This is a genomic window from Microbulbifer regidiadema (SeqCode) (genome assembly GCF_052467605.1).
Genome location: NZ_CP174316.1, coordinates 261,858 through 288,820, shown reverse-complemented (window position 1 = coordinate 288,820; position 26,963 = coordinate 261,858). Strand labels below are relative to the sequence as shown.

Below are 26,963 nucleotides of genomic sequence, written 5' to 3'. Positions count from 1 at the left end.
GCAGGGTACAAGTTTCCCGCTTAAGAAAATATTTTGTTACTTGTCCAGCCCCACCGCCTGAGGGATATAAATTGCATGCAACTGCCCTCCAGCCATCATTTCCTGTATCAATTGTGTGGAGGGGCCACCTTTTTGGTCGCGCACGTTAAAAGAGTTCAGATAGCTATCCACACGCCCTTCAAAGTCATAGTGAAACTGGGTTGAACTCAAAAACCAGCCATCACCCAGAATATCACCCACATAAATAACACCCGAGGCTTCAGCATCGGTAGAGAGCGCAGCCTCTATTCCAGTATCATCCAGGCCACTGCGAACCTTGGAAGATTGCGAGTAGTACTGCCGGTAGGGCTTATTGGCCACATGCTCTTCCAGCAGCGTCCGATACTCCCCATCTGTAGGCTCAGCATCCAACTCCCCGCTGGCCAACTGCTGCTCGATCTTCAGGTCGAGTTCATCTTGACTATCGCCGATAATTTCCCGGTTGAATTCAGCGACACGAATCATCTCCCCGGTTTCAGGGTCTAATACGTAAATTGGCGAGTAGTAATTGGATTTATCCAGCTGTAACACCAGGCGGGTTTTATTATCGACACCGGCAACCGCTGCCATATTGTCGAAATTTTCATAATTATCAGTGATATCACCATCGGATTTACTACTCACCACCCGCTTGATCAATCCCCCATCCGCCGGCTTGGCGATATCCGCAAACTCGAGTTGATAGATACCGTATTTGGCCCCGAAGTAAAAAGCATTGGGATCTAAGGGGTCCCAGTCACCATCTTCGGGAGAGCGCCACTGAGAAACTGCCATGCCAGTGGTGTGATTACGGAAGGCCTCCTGGCTCATATCGCGAATATCTTCAGGCTTTCCATCGCCGTCAGTATCCTGGCTGGAGAGTTGCACCAGCTCAAATACCAACTCGCCGTGGTCGAAGAGCGCCCGATTATCGCTATCACTAAAATCAATGACCGGCGCACCGTCGCTATCCAGAACTCTCACTGCGTACAGCTCACCATTGGTCAAGCCCGCTTTATCAACCTCACTACCCTCATTAGTTTTTTCGCCAATATAAACCGTGAGGAAGCCCCCATTGCGATAAGCGTCATCCTCACCACTGCGCGGGCGTTCATCATCGATAGATAGCAGTACCGTCTTATCCTGTGCTTTATAGTTAGGTACGATATTTTCAAAGCGAGGCTTACCCAGCAGTGGCAATTCATAAGCATCGCCAGCATTATCACCCGTGGTTAAGACGGCTATACCGCGACCGATATAAATTTCGGATTTATCGTACTCATAGACAGATTCGATCTCACTCTTGGCTTTTGCTTCACCACTGATACTGCCAAAGGCATCGAACCGAAGCCCTTCGTAACCCCGCTTCTCAACCAGGCCGTCGTAATAAGTTTTGAGACTCTCACCACCATCACTCTCTTCGCCAGTCAAGAACATCCGCACCTGGGTACCCTTGCCACTTGCGGCATTATAAAACGCTGTTGCAGCGGGTAGAGTCGCGGAGCAGAAACGCTCAAATGCCCCTGTATTCACAAGGTCCCCATCCGCATCGAAATAGGGTTTCATCTGTGTTACGTAGGTATAGCCCGGTGATTTGACCACCTCACCATCCGTGTCATACAGGGTGCGCCGCCAGGCGTAAACACCTTTAATCAGGTCTTCACCACCTTCGATTTCACCGGTAGTTTTATTGATTACCCATTTTGAAACAAAAGTGCCCGTTGATCGGAGGCTGCGATTTGAGTTTTCCAGCACAACCCCGTCACCCCCAACAAAGTTGTAGTGCTCCTGGTTCATAAATAGTGTAAATGTACCGTCATCATTATCCAGGTAACCCAGGCCATCTGGCTCTCCAGATAACACATAGAGACCGTCGGTATCTGCGGCATCGAGACTGGGGTGCTCTTCAAATATAGGTAGCAGGTCCGATTGGGGAACCTCTTCACGGGTGTAGTCAGTGGGGAGATAGCCATTGCTGAGCAGGTTGATCACCTTGACGTTTGCAGCCGTGGCGACAACGTGGGGTTGCTGCATAGTCGAAGGACCTATATGCGCAGCGGCCTCGGCGCCGGCCACAGACTCAAATAAACTGACCTCCTCGGGCACTTCCGGGACTGGAATTTCCACCAGCGGACCACTGTTACCATTATCGCCACCACAACCCGCCAAAATTGTCGGCATAGCGACAGCCAGCACTGCTCTTTTGAAAAACAGATAATTTTTCATTGCCACTCCAATGCGCTTATTCCCCACCCAAAGGTAGTTCTAGTTATAAAGGCGGCATAGAGTAGTAATGCTTAATGACAGACTGAATAAGGTTTTATTACAGGCAGTGAATAATCTAACTCAATAAATTTTCTTTTTTAAATAAAAATATTCACATTGTAAAAAGGAAAGCTGCCTACCGAGAAAAACTGAGGCATCAAAGAATTATTCAGAGAATTTCTGATACAAAAAAGCCCCGCAACAAGTTCGCTATCACTTGCTGCGGGGCCTTTAGAGTTAGCCTAAGTCAAGGCAAAGTATTTTAAGCCGATACCGGTTCGCTAATAGCCGTTTCTCTGCGCTTCGCTTTGGCTTCATCACCGATAACTTCACTGGGTTTAACCTTGTGGAATACGGCATAGAACACGGGAATTGCAATCAGCGTCAATACCGTAGCAAATCCGAGTCCTCCCATAATTGTCACCGCCATATCGGCAAAGAAAGCATCGAACAGAAGCGGTGACATACCCAAAATGGTAGTGACAGCAGCGAGGAACACCGGGCGTAAACGACTGACGCTCGCCTGCTGGATTGCCGTCAATCTGGGTAGGCCTGCATGGGTCTGCACCTCAATTTCATCCACCAATACCACGGCGTTTTTAATCAACATCCCAGATAAGCTGAGCACGCCGAGAAGTGACATAAATCCAAATGGCAGCCCCGTCGCCAATAGTCCGACAACCACACCCACCAGGCACATAGGCACAACCAGCCAGATAATCACCGGCTCCCGCACAGTACCAAACAGCAATATGGATACCAGGATCATAATCAGGAAGCCCAGGGGCAAGCCCTTACCCAGTGACTTCTGCGCATCGGAAGAACTTTCATACTCACCGCCAAACTCAACCTTAAAGCCCGGGGGTAACTTCATTTCCTCAACCCAGGGACGTATGCGGCCAAAGGCTGCCATCGCCGTCACTCCCTCAGGCGCATCTGCACTGATGGTAATGGTTGGCACCCTGTTGCGCCTCTGAATCAGCCCCTCATCTGCGGTCAATTCAAACTCGGTAATCAGCTGTCCCGCCGGAATATAGCCCTGCTCATTGGGGCTCCACACCAAGCGATCCTCCAGAGAACCCACTTGATTGCGGTCTCCCTCCGGCATACGGGCAACGATGGGGATAATACGGTCACCGCTTTCAAAGTCGCCCACGGTGTAACCCGCCGTGGCAAACTGAATCATACGACTGACATCGGCATTGGTAACCCCGGCTACCCGCGCCCGCTCATCATCTAAGTGTGCGTGGAGAGTGGCTTCACGGCTGCGCCAATTGTGACGGATATCCTCCAGCCCCTTCTCGCGGAACTGCTGCTCCACACTGACCGCCAAGGCACGCAGTGTCTGGTAATCCTGACCGGAGATGCGTACTTCAACGTCCGCTCCTCCGCCGGGACCAAATACCAGGCGCTTGAATGTAATCAGCGCTTCCGGCTGCGCTACTCGCAATTGCGCCCTGGCATCCTCAATCAGCTGGGGAATCTGCTCCCGATTTTCGGCGCGCACTATCAACTGGCCGTAGGAAGCATTGGGCGGCTCGGGCGCATAGGTCAGCATAAAGCGATCGGCACCGCGACCAGCCACCGCCGTTACAGAGACGACTTCATCGCGCTCCTTAAAGAAGGCCGTCGCTTCCTGGAGTGCCTTATCGGTACGATTAATATCACTGCCCTGAGGCATGTAGTAGTTCACGTAAAAAAGCGGGGCATTTGAATTGGGGAAGAAGCCCTGCTTTACAAAGCCAAAAGCAAAGTAGCTAGCCAGGGTCACCACCACAAGCACCGCAATTGTCAGGCCCCGACGCTTTAATGCCCCGGATAGAGCCGCAGAATACATATTGTAGAAGCGGCCATTGTAGGGATCTTCCGAGTCAGCTTGCTTGCCCGGCTTAAACAGGTGGTAGCCCAGATAAGGGGTAATGGTAATCGCCAAGATCCAGCTGAGCAGCAGGGAGATACCGATAACCGCAAACAGAGAGAAAAGGAACTCACCGGTAGCATCATCGGACAAACCGATACCGGAGAACGCCATAATACCGATAATCGTCGCACCCAGCAGTGGCCAGAAGGTCTGGCGCACTACACGCCTGGCAGCGCTCTGGGGCTCTTCTTTTCGCTGAACCCCCATCAACATGCCTTCCGCCACCACGATGGCATTATCCACCAACATACCCATGGCAATAATCAGGGCACCGAGAGAGATCCGCTGCAAATTCAACCCGAACAGGTTCATGATTAACACGGTACCCAACACGGTCAGGCCGAGGACTGTGCCAACCACAACACCGGAGCGCCAGCCCATAAATACACACAGTACAAGGGTTACGATCACGACGGAGGAGACCAGGTTAAACAGGAAGCCGTCGACGCTCTCCTCTACCACCTGGTGCTGCTCATAGACAGGGTGAATCTCTACACCCAGGGGCAGAGCCTGCTTAATCTGTTCAAACCTGGCCTCTACCGCCTTGCCGACATTCACGATATTGGTATTTTCCGCACCGGCCACACCGAGCAGGATGGCCTGCTTACCGTCAAAGCGGGCGATAAAACTGGGGCTATCATCGTAGCCGAGAGAAATATCCGCGATATCCCGCACTGCCAACATTGCGGTAGAACCGGGCACACCGACGAGAATATTGCGAATCGATTCCAGGTCGCTCGCCGGATTATCGACCAGTATGCGGGTGCGCAAGTCCCGGTCACCAATTTCACCGACTTTCTGGGTCGAGCTTTCTAATTGCAATACCTGCGCTAAATCATCCAGAGAGAAACCAAACTGAGCCAGACGCGATTCGTCGATATCCAGGTAGGCCACTTCATCGATAATGCCCGAGCGGGACACCTTGGCAACGCCCTCGACTCCCAACAGTTCCCGGCGAATGGCTTTGGTTATCTCACGCATTTCGCTCAGCGAGAACCCCTCGCCGGTAATCGCATAATAAATGCCGTAAACCTCACCGAAGTCGTCATTCACAATAGAGGGCAAAGCTCCGCTGGGCAGGCCGCTTTGCGCATCATTGACCTTGCGCCGCAGCTCATCCCAAACCTGGGCGAGTTCCTGCGAGGCATACTGGTCCTTGATTTCCACACGAATCTCGGACATTCCCGGGCTTGAAGTGGAAGTGACCTTATCGAGCTGCCCCATCTGCTGGATTGCCACCTCAAGTTTTTCGGTGACTTCCTCCTCTACACGCTGGGCACTGGCCCCTGGATAGAAGGTGTAAACACGGGCTTCCTTGATCGTAAACGCTGGATCTTCCAGGCGACCAATATCTGAAAGCCCCCAGAGACCACCGATCAGGCAAATTAGCATCAATAGCCAGCTATACACTGGCTTTTCTATAAATACGTCAGAAATTTTCACAACATTTTCCCTACTGTTAACAGGGCCAGAGCTGACACACTAATTAGTGCTGTGCGTAATTGCGAACTTTTGCACCGTCATAAAGGTGCTGGCCACCGGTAGCGACCAACTTCATAGCGGGGCTAATGCCATCTTTAATTTGTACAGACTCTCCATCGGTACGCCCGAGAGCCACTGGAGCCTTAGACACAGACTGATCTGCGTTAATCTGCCAAACATAGGGGTTGCCCTCAGGGCCAGTCTGTATTGCCGAGAGGGGAATCCACAGGTCAGCGCTCGTTTTGTTCAGTTTTACATTAACGCGAGCGGTCATTCCTGGAAGGATTTGTACATTCTCGGGACGGGGCATCCCAAACTCGACAACGTAAGTTTGGGTCACACTGTCGGCCTCAGCCTGGTGCTCACGATAGGTGAGCGGAAACTCTTTGCCCGGCAAAAATTCAAATTCGGCAGTCATCGAGTTGACCTGCTCCTCATTTACCGTGGCCAGCATTTTTTCAGGTACGGAAATTTGAATTCGAACTTCGGAAATATTCTGCAAGCGGACAATGGCTTGGCCTGGCTGGATATTGGTGTAATTCTCAACCAGCTGGCGAGTCGCCAGGGCGTCGAACGGAACCCTCAACTGGGTGTAGGCCAAATCCTGCTCAGCGCGCTCCAGAGTCACTTTAGCCAGGTCAAAATTACTCTTCGTTTCATCCAGCTGCTGCTGCGAGATAACTTTTGAGCCTGCGAGAGAGCGCTGTCGATTTAAAGTTTTTTCCAGCAACTCCACGTTTAGACGGGCTTCTTTTACCCTGCGCTGGTAATCCCGCTGATCCAGTTCCGCAATCAGGGTACCCTTTGGAATAATTTCCCCCTCACGAATGCTGAGTTTGTCCAGTTTACCCCCCACCTGGAAAGACAGGTCGACACTCTGTACTGCCCTGACACGGCCGGCAAACTGTCGATCTTTAACCTCGTCATTACTGGCAACAGTAGCCACTTTTACCGGCCACAGGCGCTCGGCCTGGGCCTGCTCTGTTTTCGGCTCAGAACACCCTGCAAGAACTGCAACGGCAGCCATCAAAATAGCCAGTGAGAAACGCGATCTTGGCGATATATTCATATTCATCATCCACAAACTGTATTAACTGGGCCCGACCTTCAGTTCAGATCGGCAGAGAGTGCCAGCAGGCGCCCCCGTAAACGTTCAATAATTGGGTCTTCAGGTTCAACCACACCGAGTACTCGCCCCAGAAACATCCCCTGAGCCGCCAAGATCAGCAATTCCGCCATCTCCGGGTCACGATACGCATCGCAGATGTCACGTCGTCGCTGCTCTTCTTTATCTTTTACCGGTCCCAACAACATGGGGTCTTCAGCTACGGCGGCAATCAGTGAGCGGGGCAGTCCCTCGTCGTCATCCATCAACTCAAAAATGCTCTTTAAGCGGGATACCAAAAGGCTGTCCCCGGAGGACACAAAAGTCGAAACACTGCTATCCTCACGGGCAATCGCCGCCTCCAGCATCGCCTGCAAGAGTGACTGCTTGGTTCTAAAGTGATGAATTAAGCCACCTTTACTCAGCCCACACTGTGCAGCCACCGCATCCAGGGTCAACTTACGCGCCCCGCGCTCCCGCACTACTTCTTCCGCTGCTCGCACAATGGCAGCTTTGTCGACTCTAGACACATGACCTCCTGGGCATTACCAAGCAAAACCAACCGGTTGGTCGGTATCTTAGCGGCAACGTTGGAAAGGTCAAGCTATGCTACGATCTCCCGCCACAAAACCTGGTTAAAAAGTGCTGCGAGCGCTTAAGCTCACACTGGAGAGACAATCTATGACGGATCGGTACTGCCCCTGCGGATCGGGCAAACCCCTTGAGGGATGCTGCGGGCTCTATCTATCGGGAAAGGCTTACCCCAATACCGCCGAAGCGGTTATGCGCAGCCGCTATACCGCCTTTGCAACGGGAAATTTTCGCCATTTAATCAAAACCTGGCATCCCGACACCTGCCCGGAACTACAAGCCGAGGATATTGAAACTCAGTGGACACGACTGGAAGTGATCAAAAGTAAGGCGGGACTGAAGAAATCGATCGTGGAGTTTAAGGCCTGGTATACCGAAAACGACCAAGAACACCTGATCCACGAAATCTCACTGTTTAAACTGCACAAAAAACGCTGGGTATATTTAGAGGCCCTACCCGACTGGCCCAAGGGGAAATAGGCTAGAGGAAAATTGTTGCCTATCGGAAAGATAACCACAAAGAAAGGACAGCGGCAAAAGCCTGGGGGCGGGAGTCCCTCAACTCCCGCACCTCTTTACGAAGTTTTTGCTTACTTGCGAAGCGACGCGAAGATTTCGCTTTTACATGGGGGCCACCCTTGCGCATAAGCGGATTTCGCGCGACGTAACTACGTATCTTGTCTTTCTTTTTCATATATATTTTACCTTTTTACTCTCAACCATTAATTCACATTCTTCGGGAATTTTTTACTTAATAGCCACATTAATACAGCCTCACTAACCCTTGATACAAATTACCTGACGCAGAGTGTGCACCACTTCCACCAGGTCAGACTGGTTTTCCATCACCTGATCAATATCCTTATAAGCCGCCGGGATCTCATCTAGAACACCGTTATCCTTGCGGCACTGCACGCCTCGGGTCTGATCTTCTAAATCCTTTCTGGAAAATCGCTGGCGAGCGGCCGAGCGACTCATTTTGCGCCCGGCCCCGTGGGAACAGGAGCAAAATGATTCTGTATTGCCGAGCCCCCGCACAATAAAAGACTTGGCCCCCATAGAGCCGGGAATAATTCCCAGCTGATCTTTCTGAGCACTAATTGCCCCCTTGCGAGTTACGAATACATCTTTATCAAAGTGACGCTCGCGAACAACGTAGTTGTGATGACAGTTGATCGCCTCGGTGGTCAAAGTGAACTTTGGCAAACTTGCCTTCAGACACCCAAGCACAAGCTTCATCATCTCCTGGCGATTCCAGCGCGCATATTCCTGCGCCCAGTTAACCGCCTCGATATAGTCATCAAAATTCTGGCAACCCTCGGAAAAATAGGCCAGATCCTTATCTGGAAGGTTGTGCATATGACCCGTCATATCCCGCCGGGCCAACTGAATAAAGTGCCGGCCAATAGCATTGCCAATCCCTCGACTGCCCGAGTGCAGCATCACCCATACAGCACCGCTCTCATCGAGACAAATTTCGATAAAGTGGTTGCCGCTTCCCAGAGTACCCATCTGGGTTACCCAGGTTTTTTGTGGCTGATGCAGTTTTTTCAGAAGTCCTGGATGCTTGGAAAACAATCTATCCACACCGGGAGCTAAATGTTTGCAGGCAGATTCCCTGGCGCTGATCAGTTTATGTCGTCCCTGACCAACCGGCACTTTCACCTCAATGGCGTCCCGCAATGCTTTAAGATTGTCTGGCAGCTGATGGGCCCGCAGCGAAGTACGTACCGCATTCATTCCACAACCAATATCCACCCCGACAGCAGCTGGAATTATCGCGCTTACTGTCGGGATTACCGATCCTACCGTTGCCCCCACCCCCAAATGCACATCCGGCATAGCCGCAACATGGGAATGTACAATAGGCAGCTGGGCAATATTTTTTAATTGTTGCATCGCCCTCGGCTCGACATCATCGGTATAGATCTTTACCGGCACCGTGCCGGGCGGTGCATTTCGATTTAGCACTGTTTTTACAGGCATATTTTATCCCTGGATTAATCCACTTAATTGAAAGGGCAATCCAAGCTAAAACAAAAAAGCCCCGGCATCTGCCAAGGCTTTTAGAAGGTCTGGCTTGGAAAGCAAAATCACTCTCCAAGCTCAAGCGCGTGAAAAGCAATTAAACAAATAAACTCTTGATATCTACATTTCGCATTTCACGGCTCCTTAGTGGTGCGACCCACTGAAAAAATACTATCAGTTAGAACGCCAACCCCAAAATGGGATCGGCAATGGAATTTACGTGCAGTTTATTCTCATTTGGTACCATGTCAAGCCTGTTTTTTTATTTATCGCTAAAAATTTATCCTGACACCACCAACCAATTTCCTCTCCTCAGCATAGCCTGGAACTCCGCTATACCATAAAATTGCGCTACCGCAGTAACAATCCAGCCGCCAGCGCAAAAAATGACCACTCAAGTACCAACCATTCTCTTTGAGGACGACTATCTTCTTGCCGCTTATAAACCTGAGGGGTGGCTTGTTCACAGGTCTGAAATAGACCGCCATGAACAGCGAGTGCTCTTACAGTACTTGAGAAACCTCTGTGGCAGCTTCCTCTATCCCGTACATCGACTGGATAAACCCACCTCGGGAGTGATTATTTTTGCCAAAAGTAGCGATATTGCCGCACGGCTACAACAGCAGTTAGAGAGCGATCTTTCTGCAAAAAAATATATTGCTGTCTGTAGAGGATATAGCCCCGAAGAGGGCGTTATTGACCATGCGCTGCCACCTGTTGCCGATTTTAAACACCAAAGGAGGCGTCCCAAAGCAGACCTGCCACGCCAGCAGGCTATTACGCTCTACCGGCGATTAGAAACCATTGAATTGCCCTACGAAGTGGATCGCTACCCCTCAAGCCGCTACTCCCTGGTGGAGATTCAACTAAAAACTGGACGGCGCCATCAAATAAGAAGGCATTTCAAGCATATCCACCACCCCCTGATTGGCTGCCCTAAATATGGAAAATCAACCCACAACCGTTTTTTTGCTAATGAACTGGAGTGCCCTCGCCTATTATTGCACGCATCAGAACTAGAGCTGGAGCACCCGGTAAGCGGCTCTCGATTAAAAATACAAAGTGCGATCCAGGGAAGCTTCTTACAATTAATTCAGCGATTTAAATGGGTATTTTGACTGTGGAGCTGCCACTCAGCGGAGGCGACAGCGCCCAACCCACAGCTGCGCAATTTAACAAAAGCTACTGGAAAGAAAACCCTGCGATCGAGATTCTACCAGGCGAGCTGACAGGGACCTGTTAACGGCGAGCCTTAAGTACTGTGTATTCTCCCCCTCTAATCCAGCAGCAATATAAAAAAAGCTCCATAAATTAGCAGCCATTTAACCAGTACTACCAGAGGACAAGTTCACTACTCTACACTCCCCTTGGGGGCCTCCTCTTGTGATCGGGCGCGAATCCCAAATAAACCCTTGCGCTCAACTTTACTTTCCGGTTCCGGCCGCAGAAAGCTGCGCAGCTTATCCCTCTCCCACATGGCATCCTGATAGCCAAGCTCAATAAGCTCTTCGATATAAGGCTTTTCAAACAGAAGGTAGCTGGCAGCAGAAACACCCCCACCAGGATTGGTGGCGCCGGTGGAGCGGAACAACCAGCGCAGCGCAGGGGGGAGATGGCGAAGTCTTCTGCCACTGAGACGCCCCAAACTTTGAGAGGGCTCAATAACAACCGACTCTACCGAGCGCAAAAGCTTTAAGTCTGCGTGATCCGATGGGTCGATATAATCCAGCAGCATATTGACCCGGTCCAAGTGCTCCAGGTCCGCTTCCAAGCTGTCAATAAATGCCGCATTAAATAGTTGCCCGGCTATTTGCGCCATTGAAGGAGAGCTCACCTGGGTGTGACTATTGCGGCTGCCCCAGTGGGCCGGAGAGCGATTATCCGACACCCCCACCACAAAAACACGCTTGGCACCGAGGTGCAGAGCGGGGCTGATCGGCGCCATCAGGCGAATAGCGCCGTCGCAAAAATAGGCCCCATTCAACTGTACAGCGGGAAAAATAGCGGGAATTGCCGCAGATGCCAGTAAATGATCTGAGGTCAACTGGGTCGGCACTCCAAAGCGACGAAATCGCTGCCAACCTTTAACGTCCTCCGCCCCCTGGAAAAAGCTGACCGACTGCCCTTCACTATATGAAAGTGCATTTACACTTGTGGCACGCAAGTGTCCATTGAGAATATTCTTTTGAATATTTTCAAAATTAATTTCACGCTCTACCAAACTGCGCAGCGGACTATTGTCCAACAGTGCCAGGGGCTTCTGCCTGCCAACCCCCCGATTAAACAGCGACCGACTAATGGAAAACAGGTTTCCAAGCAAACTGCGCCAACTGGTGAGATAAACCTGTTCAACGCTGAGCTGCATCCAGACCGAGCACATTCTATCGACCGCCTCTTTAAAAGTACCGGTATGGGAGGCGAGAAGCATGGCGTTCATAGCACCGGCTGAGGTGCCACAAATGACCTGAAAAGGACGGGGATTATCCTCGGGCACCAGCTCAGCGAGCGCCTTTAATACACCCGCCTGATAAGCTGCACGCGCTCCCCCCCCAGAAAGTACCAGAGCGTTACGCTGGCCTGATTTTGTAGTTTCGCTCTTAATTGTCGACAACGTTTTCTTCCAATACAACCAGCCCACAAACTATAGAGTTCGCCTAAAGGCTACTGAGAAAAATGCTCATGCACAAATAGATGCTAAGGAGCCACTATGTTTGGGTTATTTGATAGGGTAGTTAAGACCCTAAAGGGTCTCGGAGTAATTCCGCAATACCTTCGACTCTCGAGCAAGGCGCAGCTTTGCAGAGTGCTCAAGTCTTGTAAAAACCGCGATATAACCCTACAGGACCGACAGGGATATTACGGAATTACCCATCAAATTATTATTCTAAAATGATAGATATAAATTAAAGGGACATATCTACAACATAGCGGCCAATTCCATGCCCCCGATTTAAGCGGGCGAGAAATTCTGGAGCCTGGTCAAGCGCAATATTTTCCGCAATACTGTTGAGCTTATCACCGATATACCATTCTCTCGCCAACTTCTGCCACACCTCTGCCTTTCTTTCGATTGGCAAAACAGCACTGTCCACTCCCAGTAAACTGATACCGCGCAGAATAAAGGGGAATACATTGGCGTGAAATTGAGCCCCCGAGGCCATACCACAGGCAGCAACCCCGCCGCCATAGCGCAGGGATTTAATCACATTAAACAGTGTTTCTCCGCCTACAGTGTCAATGGCCCAAGCCCACAACGGCTTGGCCATCGCCTTGTTGGCAAACGGCGCCAGGGTATCCCGGTCGAGTACTTTCCAGGCCCCCAGCCCCGCCAGGTAATCGGCAGATTCCAGCTTACCGGTCACCGCAGCGACGCGAAAACCGAGCTTAGCGAGTAGGGCGACTGCAATGGAACCCACCCCGCCCGTTGACCCGGTAACCAGAATTTCACCATCTCTAGGGGATGCCCCCGACTCCAAAAGCTTTTCAACACAGAGGGCGGCAGTGAAACCTGCGGTACCGAGCGCCATAGATTCCCACGCAGTCAAACCATCCGGCAGCGGCACCGCCCACTGCGGCGGTACCGCAATACGCTCTGCAAGCCCACCGGCAGTATTCATCCCCAGATCATAACCGTTGACCAGCAATTCGGTACCTGGAGTAAAAGTATTACTCCGGTCCAATATCACTTTGCCCACCGCATCGATACCCGGGGTATGCGGGTAACAGTCGGTAATACTGCGGTTGCCAAATGCAGATAACGAATCTTTAAAATTCAAGGACGAATAACTTACCGCCAACAGCAGTGGGTGGTCGGGAAGCTCTGAAAGAGAGCGCTCAACCACAGACTGGTCAAACTTTCCCGAAGCCACCTCAACGACCTGAATTGCCCGAAAATTTTCGTCCCTATCTATTTCCATGGGGTATATCCCGCAGCACTATTAATATATGGCTATTACTCTTACTGAGCTTGGTGACGCAGCGCTGCCAAGCGTGAAAAGAGACGAGTGACTGCCGATTCCACACCAGCCTCCGCCGCTAAACCTATTTTTTTAGCAATATTCTTCCGCTCTTTAAACTCGATCTGATATAGATCGCTATCCTTTGCGCAGTTGGTCAAGTACTCGTCTGAAGTTTTCAGTTCGTCAACCAACCCCAGGGATAGGGCCTTTTGCCCAAACCAAACCTCACCGGTAGCCACCTTATCGATATCCAGTTTCGGACGATATTCACCAACAAAATGCTGAAACAGGAAGTGGATTTCATCCAGATCCTCTTGGAACTTCTGCTTGCCCTCTTCCGTATTCTCACCAAACATGGTTACGGTGCGCTTGTACTGACCGGCAGTAAACAGCTCGTAATCAATATCGTTGCGCTTGAGCAGGCGATTAAAGTTTGGCATCTGAGCCAAAACACCAATGGAGCCAAGCATCGCAAAGGGAGCTGCCAAAATGCGGTCGGCAACACAGGCCATCATATAACCACCACTGGCAGCCACTTTATCGACCGCAATGGTCAAATGGATACCCGCACTGCGAATTCGGGTTAACTGACTAGCGGCCAGGCCGTAATTCGCCACCATGCCCCCAGGGCTTTCCAGGCAGAGCAGAACCTCATCACCGGACTCGGCTACCTGCAGAATTGCCGTCACCTCTTCACGCAGATGAGAAAGTGCACTCGCTTTAATATCCCCATTAAACTGCATCACAAAGATACGTTTGCGCCCGGAGACAAGCTCACCCTCTCCTGTGTCAGCATCCTTTGAGGTGGCGGCATCACTTTTTTCTGACTGCTTTTTAGCCTCGGCCTTATGCTGCTTCGCCAGGGCTTTTTCCTCGGCTTTCTTCTCTTTCGCCAACTGCTTTTTACGCCGGGTAAACTCGTGTTTATCCATCACCGCCTCAAGCAGCGTTTCCTTAAACTGCTCGTAGCGGTCGTTCAAATGTGTCACGGTGATATGACCCTGAACACGCTCTTTTAGCTGTTCGCGATTTGCAAATATAAAACCTATCAATACCATCAAAGCCACGACAACCGTCACGATTTTGGCAAGAAACAGGCCGTACTCAATTAGAAATTCCACTTAAACTCCATTTGCCATTTTAACTATTTTTTATTTAATTCCAGTCATTTACTGCCAACCTTCCAGAGCGGAAGTTGCACGCTGATTGAGGGGGCGCGCCAGCAAACCCGTGTGACTGATCCGCACTTCATAAACAGCACCGTCCTCCATAGGGAGGAAAGTCGCGCTGCCATAAACTGCATCTACAAAAGGCAGCTGCCGATCAATGCCGCGTACAAATTGCCAGACATCAACACCGTAATTAACACCTTTAATTTCATAAACCGAGCGCTCACGGGCGCGCTCATCCTGAAGGGTAAGATAGCGGCCGCTCAGCCGATCCAAGCGGTAAGCCGGCTGAATTCCCCAGCGGGCCAGCGCCCCCTGCCACTTCAACATGCGGGCGTCCAGTTGCCACTGATCCCCAGACAGTTCAAATTTTTGTGCGATGCCGTCGGCATCGGCGAATTTTACTTCAAATTGCTGCTCGGCAATTTTACGAAAAGACACAACCCCCACACTGTGCTCTTCAGCCAGATTGCGATAGCTATAGACATCCGCTGCAATCAGAACAATCCAAAGGGCCGTGGCAAAAAGAAAAAGCCCCACAGAACCGCGTACAAACCCCAGGAGCCAGTTCCCCCCCAGAAGAATGCGCGCCCCCCAAAACACAAACAGCAGCGCCAGGATGGCAATGGTAAAAGTAATCGCTATATACATTATGATTTATACTCCCTGATACTTCGCAGCTCTATTCGGCCCACCCTCATTGGCGGTGCTTCGCAGCTGCCTTTTCGGCAAAAGTGTGAATCAAGCGGCCAGACAGGGTTTGTAGCGGTGGTACCGGCGGCAGAGCGCTGTAGTGAAACCAATGCGCTTCCTCTATTTCATTGGGGTCTAAACACAGGCCCCCACCCTGCCACTCCGCCAAATATCCAATCATCAACTGGCCGGGAAAGGGCCAGGGCTGACTGCCGACATACTCCAATGCGCCCACCTTCAGTCCCACCTCCTCATACACTTCGCGTACCAGCGCCTGCTCGGCACTCTCTCCGGGCTCAATAAAGCCGGCCAGGGCCGTGTAGGTCGCATTGCTGCGCGAAGCGTGGCGGGCCAACAGGCACTCCTCCCCCCGAGTTACCAGCATGATGACACAGGGGGAGATTCTCGGATAAACAGTGAGATCACAAGCGGGGCAGGTGCGAGCGCGATCGTTGGAGTGATAACTGGTAGCCGTGCCACAGCGGCCGCAAAACCGATGCTGGCTATCCCAGTGGGAGACCTGTAGTGCTCGCCCTGCCAGTGCAAACAGAGGCTCTTCAACCAGAGTGAGCAAGCTGCGCAAGTTTCGCCATTCATACCCGGCTATTTCTATCCGGCGGGACAGGATATGTACTGCGCAGGCGCGGCCACCCAATTCCCCCAGATAGTGACTGGACTGCACGGCATCCGCTGCCAGCACCTGGGTATCATGGATAAAAAGATCTCCTCGGCACAGAATCAGTTCATCGGCAATTAGGATATGCTGTGTAAACTCCGGGGCTGCCCACACATTCCCCGCCGGGACAAACTTACCACCAGCCAAAAAGACCTCCTTGATTATGCCGCCTCAACGGGGTAGCCCAGAGCTGCCAGGCTTTCGATCGCAAGACTCAGCGACTGAACATCTGCCTGCCGGTGCAATTTAACCTCGCCCAAGTAGTACTCAAGGCTGATAATGGCATCGGCAAAGATATCCAGGGACTGCTCTACTTCGGGGCCGGCGTCATGGCGATCGATAACCGTCTCGACAAAATTCAGCAGCCCCTCAACAACGCCCGCAGCCCGGCTCAGATTGAGAACGATCAAGCCGCCGCGCACCGAGTTCAAAGTAGTGGAAACGTTGCGGATATGCCCGTGATCAAAATCGGACTCGGCATAAGCCGCCAGCGCGCGCTTAATCAACGCCAAACCGGCCTCAGCTTCTTTAAGGACTGCCACTTCCGCCTCAGCCAGCTGACTGTGCTCAAAAGCGATATCTGCGTGGCCGTATTCGTCCAGGTCGATCGAGGTGCTCTGTTTGAGCGCCCGCACCGTGCTATCCACCATCAGCACCTGACCGGTCAGCTTTTGCAGTGCGTTATCCGCAATGGAGCCCCCGGCGCCGGAGGCGCTCTGGTATTCAGCGACCGCGCTGCGCAGGCTCTCCCCTACCCGCTTGAAGTTAAGCATTTGCAATGTGCCCGCGACTCTTTGCAGAGAGGCCGCGAGGCCGTCTTCGGCATCCAGGCTTGAGATACCGATTAATTCGGCGTCATCGAGCATCCGGCGCACACCGGACAGCTCCTCTTCTAAGGCGTTGGCTACTGCGGTAATGGCTGTGGCACCGGGACCGCCGAGGGTGGCGCGCTCCCGCTCCAACTCCTCTTCGCTGTAATCCAGAGGCTCTGCGGAGAAAGCCTCCAGCAACTCGCCGCCAAAGCCCTCGGGCTTGGATAGGGTCAACCAGTAGAGGCACTCTTTCAGCAAAATCGGCGGCGCAGGTTGATCCAGAGCGGTATCGCACTCTTTCTGCAACGCCCGCAGCCAGCGGTCAAACATGCTGAAGACCATTACGCGGGAGCGACTGATACGCATTTCCCGCACGGCCATACCCGCAAGGGCGGCGCCTGCAACCACCCACAGGCGCCCGTTAGGGCGCCCCATAGTGATACTCGCAATTCTCTCCAGGGCCCGCGACATCATCGTATAAGCCGGGCCCCGAGGTTTGCCGCGCAGCAGTGCCAACAAGCCAACCTGGTACATATGACGGAATCGGCGAACAAAGCTTTTTAAGTCTTCCGACATCACGGCGGAGGCGCCACTGCCGGGTACAGTGCCCTGCAAATCACAGTGGAAAAAGTGGCTTTCCGGCACCGGCGGCTGGGATCGGGCCGCGCGTAAATTATTGATATAGGGGATAAGTAATTCCGGGCGGGCAATCGCGCGGCTCTGCACAAAGTCCAGATAGCGCCCCATGACGTAGAAACCCGTGCCCAGCGCCTCCATCAACTCTTCGGAGGCTTTTTGGTCGCCCTCCAACAACTCGCTAAGCGCGGTAATCTTCTCTTGGGTAAGAAGCTCAGCGGCGCTGAGCTGCACCATCTGCAACACGCCACTGACCTGCTTGAGGGCTGTGAGACTCTGTTCCAGAGCCTGCTTTTGGGAAGTGTCCGCAGCAAACTTATCTAAATGCGAGGCGGCATTATCGATGGTCGCTACCAGCTCATCCTTCACTACATTGACAGAAGTGATATTGATCTTGTGCAATTCAGTCTTTGGCTGCACCGCTGCATTCTTCCTATAATCGAACAAAAAACAACCAGATCAGAATGATACTGGCCTAATTAAGGGCAATTTACCCCAATAAGCAAAAGAGTCCACCTTTCGCCAAAAAATTTCCAGCGAATAATCGACAAATCGCCCAGTGGCGGGGCCGAAGCCCCTAAATTACTTGAATTTTCCGGAAAACCCAGTAGCGTTTGCTACTTTCAAGTTTAAAGTTGTACGTTTTTTTGCGTTAAAGAACAAAAACCAATCAATCAGTACACAATAAACCCGGGGGCGCAGCGCAGCGATACTGAGTTCAGATATCTATTTCGCAGACACCGCCCCCCAAGATTCCATTTTGACCCACATTAATGGGTTAACCAGGGAAGTAAATGATGAACACTTACAATAATACCATTGCGGCATCCGGCAGCGGATTTGGTCGCGCCTTTGCCGAAAATTTTCTCGGTAAAGCGCCCGATTGGTACAAATTAACTATAGCCGCCTTTCTGCTCCTAAATCCGTTAATACTGTACGTATCGGGGCCCTTTGTAACCGGCTGGGTACTGATTGGAGAATTTATTTTTACCCTGGCAATGGCCCTTAAGTGCTACCCCCTTCAACCCGGCGGGCTACTGGCAATTGAAGCGGTATTAATGGGGATGACAAGCACCGATGCCGTATACCATGAAGTAGTAGAAAATATTGAAGTGATTCTACTACTTATGTTTATGGTGGCCGGCATTTACTTTATGAAGAGCCTACTGCTATTTGTATTCACTAAAATTTTGATTAATGTGAATTCAAAACCCCTGCTGTCACTACTCTTCTGCGCTGTTTCCGCAGTGCTCTCTGCATTCCTCGACGCGCTGACCGTAACCGCTGTCCTGATTGCCGTTGCGGTTGGCTTTTACTCGGTCTATCACCGAGTTGCCTCCCAGCAACCCCACCACCACCATGACCACGATCACTCCAATGATGAACATGTGGTGGAGTACCACCGCGAGGACCTGGACCAGTTCAGGTCCTATCTTCGCAGCCTGATTATGCACGGTGCAGTGGGCACCGCCCTCGGCGGCGTCTGCACCCTGGTGGGCGAACCCCAAAACCTGCTGATCGCGGAGAAAGCCGGCTGGGAGTTTATCCAGTTTTTCCTACAGATGGCCCCGGTAACCATTCCAACCTTCTTTGCCGGCCTGATCACCTGCCTGATACTGGAGAAGACAAAAGTATTTGGCTATGGTGCCCAGCTCCCCAGCGCCGTGCGTGAAGTACTGGTTAACTTCTCTAAAGAGGAAGAAAAGAAACGCACTTCTGCGCAGGTCGCCGAGCTGTGGGTTCAGGGTATTGTCGCTGTGGCCCTGGTATTTGCCCTGGCGTTTCATGTTGCCGAAGTGGGTATTATCGGCCTGATGATCATTGTGCTTCTGACCGCATTTAACGGCATCGTCGAAGAGCCTAGAATTGGTCACGCCTTTGAAGAGGCACTGCCCTTTACTGCACTGCTTGTAGTTTTCTTCGCAATCGTTGCCGTAATCCACCAGCAACACCTTTTTGAGCCGGTAACCAATTTCGTTCTTGCACAAAAGCCCGAACAGCAACCGGGGTTGCTGTTCCTCGCTAACGGTATTTTATCGATGATCAGCGATAACGTTTTTGTGGCAACAGTTTATATCAACGAAGTGAAAGCGGCGCTCACCGCAGGCGACATCACCCGCGAGCATTTTGACAAGCTGGCTATCGCCATCAATACCGGCACAAACCTGCCCAGTGTTGCCACCCCGAATGGACAAGCGGCATTTCTGTTCTTGCTGACTTCGGCCCTTGCCCCTCTGATACGCCTGTCTTACGGCCGCATGGTGATCATGGCTCTGCCCTACACCATCGTACTGACTATCGTCGCCTTAATTTGCGTGGTTTACACAATCTAAACAGAGATTGTAAAAGAGACAGTCTGGGTGGGAGCTGCGGGCTGCCACACCCATCCAGAAGAAGATTCAGGCCGGTGAGAACAACCTCTCACTGGCCTCCTACCAGAAGTGTTTGCCCGCTGATTTCTCCAGCAGCCCCAACATCGATTGATGGGCCTCGGCCTCCTGCGGCGTAGCGCGCGCGACCAATAGCGGAGCCCGATCGGCAGGCAGGCGACGAATGGCCTCCCCGGCCGTTTCGCTCTCCACCTTATTGCCACCTTCCCCCTCTTGGGAGTCCCCCTGGGCCAGGACCAAATCGGTCTGACCGCCGGTTATCATCAGGTAGACGTCGGCAAGAATTTCCGCATCCAGCAATGCGCCGTGCAAATCCCGCTGGGAGTTGTCGACAAAGTAGCGCTTACACAGGGCGTCCAGATTGTTCTTCTGCCCGGGGTGCTTTTCCCGCGCCAGCGTCAGGGTGTCCAAAACCCCGCAGTGCGCACTGACATTGCGCCAGCGCGGATTGCCCAACAAGCGCAGTTCCGCGTCGATAAAGCCGACGTCGAAGGGCGCATTGTGAATAACCAATTCCGCCCCTTCACAGAAGGTCATAAATTCATCGGCGATCTGGGCGAATACCGGTTTGTCGGCCAGGTATTCATTCGTAATGCCGTGAACCTCAATAGCGCCATCATCCACTTGCCGCTGAGGGTTGATGTACTGGTGGTAGTGGCGCCCCGTCAACTTCCGGTTAACCAGCTCCACACAACCAATTTCAATAATCCGGTGGCCGCTTTTAGGATCGAGACCGGTTGTCTCGGTATCGAGAACTACTTGACGCATCCGCTACTCTCCCTCAAGACTCCAACCCATCGACACCGCGATTTGCCAGCTGATCAGCCCGCTCATTACCCGGGTGCCCCGCATGGCCTTTAACCCAGTGCCACTGCACCTCGTGCTGGGCGACACTCTCATCCAACTGCCGCCACAAGTCCGCGTTCTTTACCGGCTTCTTGCTGGCGGTCTTCCAGCCATTCTTCTTCCAGTTGTTAATCCAACCGGTGATCCCCTGGCGCAGGTACTGCGAGTCGGTGTGCAAATCAACCTTGCACGGTTGTTTGAGCGCCTCCAGAGCCTTTATCGCCGCCAGCAACTCCATACGGTTGTTGGTGGTATGGGCTTCTCCCCCAAATAACTCCTTCTCCCGCTCACCGTAAACCAACAGGGCGCCCCAACCGCCGGGGCCCGGATTGCCGCGACAAGCGCCATCCGTATAGATAGTAATTTGTTTCAAAACTTACGCCAAAAGTAGAAATGGGGCCGATTTTTAGCGAAATCAGCGCTTTTGATGCTTCCCGCGTGCTGCGACGCGAGGGCTCGACGGGGTGGCAACCAGAGCGGGTTTTCTCTCGGCTCGCCAATCAATCTTGATAGCGCGAACACGTGCCACTTCTTTCCGCGCGACTATGATGTAAAAGCCCCCCCAAGGCAAGTGTAAGCGGGACCCGAACCGCTCCATCCAGGCAGTCCTGGACAGCAATTCCCGCTGCTGCAACGGCAGGCGGAAAAAGCCTCTATCCACGCGCTCCGCCTGCAAGTCGAGCAGGTTCATCCAGTCTGCAATCCGGGCGGCGCGCAATTGATTGCCGCGCTGATAGGCCCCTCTGGAAAAGAGAAAACGAGACAAGCCCAGCAGAGAGAAGGGGTTAAAGCCGATCAACAACAGGTGGCCACCCGGTATTAGCACCCGGGCCGCTTCCCGCAAAATCTGGTGGGGATGAGCGGAGAAATCCAGGAGATGGTGCAGAAGTACTACATCGATGGAGTCCGAGGGCAGGGGTAGCTGCTCAAACTCTACAATCGCCGCGCCGCCCTGCTCGAGTGCAGCGCCCAGGCGAAATCGATGATTGATTCGACTGGTGGCCGCAAAGTCTACAGACTGGGCAACACTGGCCTGGAGAAGGTGATAGCCGAAAAAGCCCTCTACCAAAGGCTGCGCTAGCGCCAATTGCTGAGAGAGAATCTCCTCCCCTAGCGCACTGGAAAACCAGTGGGACAATGCCGGACAGGCCTTGCCGAGCGAGGAGAGCTCCTCATTACTTGCAGACCTGAACTTTCCAGTCATTGCCTCTCCAGTACCCGCTCAAACAATCTTTTCCAATTCTATACTCAGCCGAGCCCACCCAGGTATCGCTCCCTTAGCCGCTTACAGCAACAGCTCCAAGATTTACCCTGAGGGCCTTGCAACCCAAAAATCGCAGGCGCCGCAGAATTAAGCAGAGGCTCTCAACATGGTATCGTTCTCCCAACAGGCTAGAAGACGACCCTATTATGCTATCTATTACGCCAATTTCGGCCTTCAATGACAACTATATCTGGCACCTTGAAAAAAGTGGTCAGCATTGGGTCGTCGATCCCGGCGACTCTACCCCTGTCGAAAACGCCCTGCAGGGAGCGCCTCTCAGCGGCATTCTGATAACCCACCACCACTTTGACCACACCGGTGGTATCGAGAGACTGTGCCGCCAATATCAATGCCCTGTTTATGGCCCCAGCACTATAGCGGGTGTTACTCACCCCATTGCCGACGGCGATTCCCTACAAATTTTGGGTATGCCCCTCAAGGTGTATGCCGTCCCGGGGCACACTCTAGATCACCTCGCTCTCATTTTTAATGAAATCACAAGTGATGACAGCGAACAATTACACCTTTTTTGCGGTGATACGCTCTTTTCTGCCGGCTGCGGCAGGCTCTTCGAAGGCAGCCCCGAACAGATGTATCACTCACTGCAAAAACTCAGCGAGCTACCCCCTTCAACCCTTGTGTACCCTGCACACGAGTACACACTCGCCAATCTGAAGTTTGCTCAAGCGGTAGAACCTCAAAACACGGCTATTGACACCAGAATCTCTCAATGTGAAAAATTGCGGGAAGACAACAGGCCAACCCTGCCCTCCACAATTGCCCTAGAGCAGAACACCAATCCGTTTCTCCGCTGCGGATATACCGAGGTCCGCCAAGCTGCTGTTGCCCACGCAAAATTAGAGCCCCTGGACAGCGGGGATAAGGTGAGTGTTTTTGCCGGCCTACGCGGCTGGAAGGATGGCTTCTAACGGCTCAAATTCACCTAAACTACACTCAAGCTGGGTGATAACATAGCAAATCGTATGCTTTTTGAGCGTCGATATTGACCGAAACTAATTTGTCTAATTAGAATCGAAACTAATTGATCAAATGCCCGGCGTTTTACCAATAATTGCTCTGATATACGCCGGGATGAATTACAAGAAATACTCGCGGATCTCACACATGGTTCACAAGAATTTTGCCGTAGCGCTATTAGCCGCTACGGTAGGAGCCTGCTCGCAATTACCGGAAAAGACCCCGGCGCCGGAAACTGACAATACCCCTGTAGAGGAAACCGCTACCGCGAGTGACCCCACTTTCAAACAGCAGCAACCCGTCAAGGCCGCCCTGCCCCCCGTGGATATCTGGGCCCGCTTGCGCCAGGGGTTTGCCCTAAATCACCACACCAGCAACCCCAAGGTAAAGGAATATATTGCTTATTTCGCTCGCAACGAGGGCTATATGGCCCGGGTAACCGAGCGTTCCCGCCGCTATATTTTCCATGTTGCCGAGCAATTGGAACAGGCAAACCTGCCCCTTGAGCTGGCATTGCTGCCTATTGTCGAGAGTGCCTACGACCCCTTCGCCTACTCCCACGCCCGCGCCTCCGGCATGTGGCAGTTTATACCGGCGACCGGACGCTCATTTGGCCTCGAACAAAACTGGTGGTACGACGGCCGCCGCGATGTCCACGAGTCCACCCAGGCCGCAGCAAAATACTTTAACTACCTTCACGATCGCTTTGATGGCGACTGGGAACTGGCACTGGCCGCATACAACGCCGGCGAAGGCACGGTGCGCAGAGCCGTAGAGCGCAATCGCCGCAAGGGGCTCGGCACCAGCTATTGGGACCTGAAACTCCCCCGGGAGACCAAGCGCTATGTACCGCAGCTGTTAGCCCTCGCGGAAGTGATATCCCGCCCCAGCCACTACAAAATACCGCTGCATGACGTCGCCAACGAGCCCTACTACGCCCGTGTCGATGTCGGCAGCCAGATCGACCTGGCCCAGGCGGCGGAACTCGCGGAAATTGAAATTGAGGAACTGTACCTGCTGAACCCCGGCTACAACCGCTGGGCAACCGACCCCAACGGCAATCACCAGCTACTGATTCCAATAGAGACCCAGGAAAAATTTGAAAGCGCACTGGCACAGCTCCCCAAGGATGAGCGAGTCAGCTGGCAGCGCTACACGATTGCCCGGGGCGATACCCTCTCCACTATTGCGCGCCGCTACCAGACCACAGTGGGGGCGATACGGGAGACCAACAAACTGCGCAACAACAATATCCGCGCCGGTAAAACCCTGTTAATTCCCAGCGCATCGGGTCCCGCCGGACAGTACGCCTACGCCCTCGATCAGCGGGTCCAACGCAAACAGTCTTCGGGTAAGGGCCAGAAGGTCAATTACACCGTGCGCCCCGGTGACAGCCTGTGGGGCATATCACGCAAGCTGGATGTGAGCGTTAAACAGTTGGCCAGCTGGAACAGCATGGCCCCTGGGGATACTCTGCGCCCCGGACGCACCCTGGTGGCTTACAACGGCTCTGCCACAGCTTCCGAGAGCAGCCGCACCACGCGCAAGGTTTCCTACCGGGTACGCAGTGGTGACTCCCTCTACCGGATCGCCAACAAGTTCAGCATCGAGATCGATGACATTCTGCGCTGGAATAAGATCAACAAGTCCAAGTACCTACAACCGGGGCAGCGTTTAACCCTATTTGTAGATAGCGCCAGCAACACTTAAAGTGCAGCTTCTGCCAGGGCAGAAAGCCAGCGATAAAAAAACCCGGCAATTGCCGGGTTTTTTTATTCGTCGCTAAAGGCTATTACTCAGCTGGCGAGGCCTCGTCGATCTTTGCCTGATCGGACAGGTAGCGCTGAATAGCTGCCAACTCGGCACCGCCATTCACAGAGGCCAATTGCTGCATCAACGCCTGACGCTGCTCTTTACTCTGCTTGGACAGCTCACCCGGGCGCACACTGCGCAGGTCGAGAACCACCAGATCGCCATTATTGGTAGCGAAACTGGTCACCTCTTCAGCGCCGGCCGCCGGCGCCGGCAGTGCAAATGCCTTGGCATTGATTTCACCGCGCTGGGCAAAGCCGCCGCGACGGGTCTTATCACTGGTCTCCAGAGTTAAACCCTGCGCTTCCGCCAGTTCCGCGAAGCCAGTACCTGCAGCCAGCTTTTCTTTCAACTCTTGCGCCTGCTTGGCCAGTTGCTCACTGGCTTTATCGCGCTTCAGGCGATCGACAATTTGCTGGCGAACCTCTTCCAGAGGATAGGTACCCGCCGGCTTGGAGTCTGTCACCCGCAGAACAACAGAGTGCTCATTGTTCAGATTGATCACATCTGAGGTATTGCCATCTTCCTTCACTTCCGCAGAGAAAGCAGCCTCGATTACCTGGCCGTTAGACAGCACACCCGATGCGCTCTCGCGAGAAAACAGAGCGGCGCTCTTCAGAGGAACACCCAACTCTTCGGCGGGCTCTGCCAGGCTATCCGCGTTGTAGGCCAGATCGGCCAGGCGAGACAGGGCATCGACAAATTCGCGCTCGGCAACAGATTCACGCAGTCGATTTTCGATCAGCATTTTGCGCTCTTCGAAGCTCGGCGGCTCGCTCTGCTCTACTTCCAGCAACTTGATGAAATGCGTTCCGCTATCGGTAGTCACCGGAGCCGAAACCTGCCCCACTTCGAGTTCCGCCAGGGCCTGCTCAAATGCCTCGGGGAAGACATCGCCGGTGGTGTAGCCCAATTCACCGCCTTCATCCGCAGAACCTACGTCCTGAGAGTAAGTCTTTGCCAACTCGGCAAAATCTTCGCCGGCATCCAGCTTGCTCTGAATCTCGGCAATTTTTTCTGCATCGGCTTCCTCAAGCAGGATATGTGCGGCGCGACGGCGCAGCTCCGATGCAAAGCCCTTGAGTTCCTGCTCGTACTGAGCGCGCACATCGCTTTCGGAAATATCGATATTACCGGCAAACACTTCAGGGGTAAGCTCGATATACTCGACTGCGACCTGTTCTGGGCGCTGGTATTGGCCCTGGTTCTCCTGGTAGTACTGCTCTACCTCAGCCTCAGAGACTTGAGTCTCAGCCAGCAGGCCTTCAACCGGCATCACTACATAGTCAAAATCGCGCTCTTCCATAGAGGCGGCAACGATTTGTTCGGCATCCGCCTGGGTGGTGAAAGCACTATCTACCACACTGTTGGCGTACTGCTCCAGCGCCATATCACTTTCCATAATCTGGCGGAAACCTGCCGGGCTGTAACCCATACGGCGCAAAGCGTCGCGGTACATTTGCGGGTCAAAGCTGCCGTTCACCTGAAATGCCGGAATTTGTACAATCGCTTTATCGACCGCTGTGGAGCTCATTACCATGCCGCTGTCCTGAGCCGCTTGGCGCATTACCGAGCTGGAAATCAGTTGGCGCAACATCGGCTCGCGCAGCTGCTCATCGCTGATTAAATCAGCGGGCACGTCTTCACCGTACTGACTAATGATCATATTGCGGCGATTTTGAATTGCGCGCTGCAAATCCAGGTTTGTTATTTTTTCGCCATTAACCTCGGCTACCGCATCGGCAGCACCTCCACTGGCACCGGTGAAGAAATCAATTCCCCCAATGACCATAATAAAACCGAAAAAGGCTGCGACAATAATCGCGGCTGTCCCTTTCAGGTTGTCACGCATGGACTGAAGCATGCTCAGCTCCGAAAATTATTAGTTGTCTTTAACTGCATCAGATACAAAAAAGGCGTATCCCAACTGACACGCCTCTCTGACATTCGGACTCTTTTTACAAAGTCTCAAAGTCTGCTGAAAACTTAGTTTACAGCGTCTTTCAGGGCTTTACCGGCCTTGAAGCTAGGGATTTTTGCCGCAGCAATTTCGATGGGATCGCCAGTGCGAGGGTTGCGGCCAGTACGGGCTGCACGCTCTTTAACCGCAAAAGTACCAAAGCCTACGAGGGCAACTTGATCACCTTTTTTCAGAGCATCAGTGATGCTATCCACCATTGCGTCCAAAGCGCGACCGGCTGCTGCTTTTGGAATATCTGCAGATGCGGCGATTGCTTCAATCAGTTCGGACTTATTCACACTTAATCCCTCTGTTCTTTTTAAATATGCTTCGGAGGGCTTGCGAAAGCCCCCACACT

At 52.7% G+C, this 26,963-nt stretch carries 20 protein-coding genes and 1 pseudogene; 5 read left to right on the top strand and 16 right to left on the bottom strand.

Annotated elements, in window-relative coordinates:
* Positions 1 to 36: 36 nt before the first annotated feature.
* The 4 genes from ACJJIF_RS02045 to ACJJIF_RS02030 all read right to left on the bottom strand — a co-directional run bounded on the left by ACJJIF_RS02045 (position 37) and on the right by ACJJIF_RS02030 (position 7,321).
* Positions 37 to 2,244: a hypothetical protein gene (locus ACJJIF_RS02045; RefSeq protein ID WP_444930582.1), complete on the bottom strand. Its 2,208-nt coding sequence runs from the start codon at positions 2,242 to 2,244 to the stop codon at positions 37 to 39.
* Positions 2,245 to 2,545: 301 nt separating this feature from the next.
* Positions 2,546 to 5,647, bottom strand: a complete 3,102-nt coding sequence (locus ACJJIF_RS02040; protein WP_444930581.1) for an efflux RND transporter permease subunit — start codon at positions 5,645 to 5,647, stop codon at positions 2,546 to 2,548.
* Between the two features lie 43 nt (positions 5,648 to 5,690).
* Positions 5,691 to 6,755 (bottom strand): efflux RND transporter periplasmic adaptor subunit, encoded by a 1,065-nt coding sequence (locus tag ACJJIF_RS02035; RefSeq protein WP_444930580.1) that lies wholly within the window; start codon positions 6,753 to 6,755, stop codon positions 5,691 to 5,693.
* A gap of 38 nt (positions 6,756 to 6,793) precedes the next feature.
* On the bottom strand, positions 6,794 to 7,321 hold the full coding sequence (locus tag ACJJIF_RS02030; RefSeq protein WP_444930579.1) for a TetR/AcrR family transcriptional regulator: 528 nt from the start codon (positions 7,319 to 7,321) through the stop codon (positions 6,794 to 6,796).
* Positions 7,322 to 7,472: 151 nt separating this feature from the next.
* Between ACJJIF_RS02030 and ACJJIF_RS02025 the strand changes: the two genes are divergently transcribed.
* Entirely contained in the window at positions 7,473 to 7,862 is a 390-nt protein-coding gene (locus ACJJIF_RS02025) for a YchJ family protein (protein WP_444930578.1), read from the top strand.
* A gap of 297 nt (positions 7,863 to 8,159) precedes the next feature.
* On the opposite strand, the gene ACJJIF_RS02020 is transcribed toward ACJJIF_RS02025, so the two are convergent.
* Positions 8,160 to 9,368 carry an RtcB family protein gene (locus ACJJIF_RS02020; protein ID WP_444930577.1) on the bottom strand — a complete coding sequence of 403 codons (1,209 nt, stop codon included), beginning with the start codon at positions 9,366 to 9,368 and terminating at the stop codon, positions 8,160 to 8,162.
* Positions 9,369 to 9,796: 428 nt separating this feature from the next.
* On the opposite strand from ACJJIF_RS02020, the gene ACJJIF_RS02015 reads away from it, so the two are divergent.
* Positions 9,797 to 10,528: a pseudouridine synthase gene (locus ACJJIF_RS02015; RefSeq protein ID WP_444930576.1), complete on the top strand. Its 732-nt coding sequence runs from the start codon at positions 9,797 to 9,799 to the stop codon at positions 10,526 to 10,528.
* 233 nt (positions 10,529 to 10,761) lie between these two features.
* Here the strand turns inward: ACJJIF_RS02015 and ACJJIF_RS02010 are convergent, their stop codons facing one another.
* The 6 genes from ACJJIF_RS02010 to ACJJIF_RS01985 all read right to left on the bottom strand — a co-directional run bounded on the left by ACJJIF_RS02010 (position 10,762) and on the right by ACJJIF_RS01985 (position 17,775).
* A complete protein-coding gene (locus ACJJIF_RS02010) occupies positions 10,762 to 12,021 on the bottom strand; it encodes a patatin-like phospholipase family protein (protein WP_444930575.1) in 1,260 nt (419 codons plus the stop codon).
* 292 nt (positions 12,022 to 12,313) lie between these two features.
* Positions 12,314 to 13,327, bottom strand: coding sequence for a YhdH/YhfP family quinone oxidoreductase (locus tag ACJJIF_RS02005; protein ID WP_444930574.1), 1,014 nt, complete (start codon positions 13,325 to 13,327; stop codon positions 12,314 to 12,316).
* A gap of 41 nt (positions 13,328 to 13,368) precedes the next feature.
* Positions 13,369 to 14,490 (bottom strand): protease SohB, encoded by a 1,122-nt coding sequence (gene sohB, locus ACJJIF_RS02000; protein ID WP_444930573.1) that lies wholly within the window; start codon positions 14,488 to 14,490, stop codon positions 13,369 to 13,371.
* 48 nt (positions 14,491 to 14,538) lie between these two features.
* Positions 14,539 to 15,189 carry a cation/multidrug efflux pump gene (locus ACJJIF_RS01995; protein ID WP_444930572.1) on the bottom strand — a complete coding sequence of 217 codons (651 nt, stop codon included), beginning with the start codon at positions 15,187 to 15,189 and terminating at the stop codon, positions 14,539 to 14,541.
* A gap of 46 nt (positions 15,190 to 15,235) precedes the next feature.
* On the bottom strand, positions 15,236 to 16,054 hold the full coding sequence (gene nudC / locus ACJJIF_RS01990; RefSeq protein WP_444930571.1) for an NAD(+) diphosphatase: 819 nt from the start codon (positions 16,052 to 16,054) through the stop codon (positions 15,236 to 15,238).
* A gap of 14 nt (positions 16,055 to 16,068) precedes the next feature.
* Complete coding sequence (locus ACJJIF_RS01985) at positions 16,069 to 17,775, bottom strand: FimL-related protein (RefSeq protein ID WP_444930570.1); 1,707 nt, start codon at positions 17,773 to 17,775, stop codon at positions 16,069 to 16,071.
* A gap of 377 nt (positions 17,776 to 18,152) precedes the next feature.
* Between ACJJIF_RS01985 and nhaB the strand changes: the two genes are divergently transcribed.
* Positions 18,153 to 19,688 (top strand): sodium/proton antiporter NhaB, encoded by a 1,536-nt coding sequence (gene nhaB / locus ACJJIF_RS01980; RefSeq protein ID WP_444932303.1) that lies wholly within the window; start codon positions 18,153 to 18,155, stop codon positions 19,686 to 19,688.
* Between the two features lie 99 nt (positions 19,689 to 19,787).
* On the opposite strand, the gene dnaQ is transcribed toward nhaB, so the two are convergent.
* The 3 genes from dnaQ to ACJJIF_RS01965 are packed head-to-tail and all read right to left on the bottom strand — an operon-like array spanning position 19,788 to position 21,795.
* Positions 19,788 to 20,513, bottom strand: a complete 726-nt coding sequence (gene dnaQ / locus ACJJIF_RS01975) for a DNA polymerase III subunit epsilon (protein WP_444930569.1) — start codon at positions 20,511 to 20,513, stop codon at positions 19,788 to 19,790.
* A gap of 13 nt (positions 20,514 to 20,526) precedes the next feature.
* Positions 20,527 to 20,964, bottom strand: a complete 438-nt coding sequence (rnhA, locus tag ACJJIF_RS01970; protein ID WP_444930568.1) for a ribonuclease HI — start codon at positions 20,962 to 20,964, stop codon at positions 20,527 to 20,529.
* Positions 20,965 to 21,006: 42 nt separating this feature from the next.
* The gene (locus ACJJIF_RS01965) at positions 21,007 to 21,795 is read right to left on the bottom strand and encodes a class I SAM-dependent methyltransferase (protein ID WP_444930567.1); all 789 of its coding nucleotides are present in this window, start codon (positions 21,793 to 21,795) and stop codon (positions 21,007 to 21,009) included.
* A gap of 206 nt (positions 21,796 to 22,001) precedes the next feature.
* Between ACJJIF_RS01965 and gloB the strand changes: the two genes are divergently transcribed.
* Positions 22,002 to 22,784 (top strand): hydroxyacylglutathione hydrolase, encoded by a 783-nt coding sequence (gloB, locus tag ACJJIF_RS01960; protein WP_444930566.1) that lies wholly within the window; start codon positions 22,002 to 22,004, stop codon positions 22,782 to 22,784.
* Between the two features lie 196 nt (positions 22,785 to 22,980).
* Positions 22,981 to 24,543, top strand: a complete 1,563-nt coding sequence (locus ACJJIF_RS01955) for a LysM peptidoglycan-binding domain-containing protein (protein WP_444930565.1) — start codon at positions 22,981 to 22,983, stop codon at positions 24,541 to 24,543.
* Between the two features lie 82 nt (positions 24,544 to 24,625).
* On the opposite strand, the gene ACJJIF_RS01950 is transcribed toward ACJJIF_RS01955, so the two are convergent.
* Together ACJJIF_RS01950 and hbs are read right to left on the bottom strand one after the other, a co-directional pair.
* Positions 24,626 to 26,509: a SurA N-terminal domain-containing protein gene (locus tag ACJJIF_RS01950; RefSeq protein WP_444930564.1), complete on the bottom strand. Its 1,884-nt coding sequence runs from the start codon at positions 26,507 to 26,509 to the stop codon at positions 24,626 to 24,628.
* Positions 26,510 to 26,631: 122 nt separating this feature from the next.
* A pseudogene (hbs, locus tag ACJJIF_RS01945) lies at positions 26,632 to 26,931 on the bottom strand (non-specific DNA-binding protein Hbs); the annotation flags it as partial.
* Positions 26,932 to 26,963: the final 32 nt, after the last annotated feature.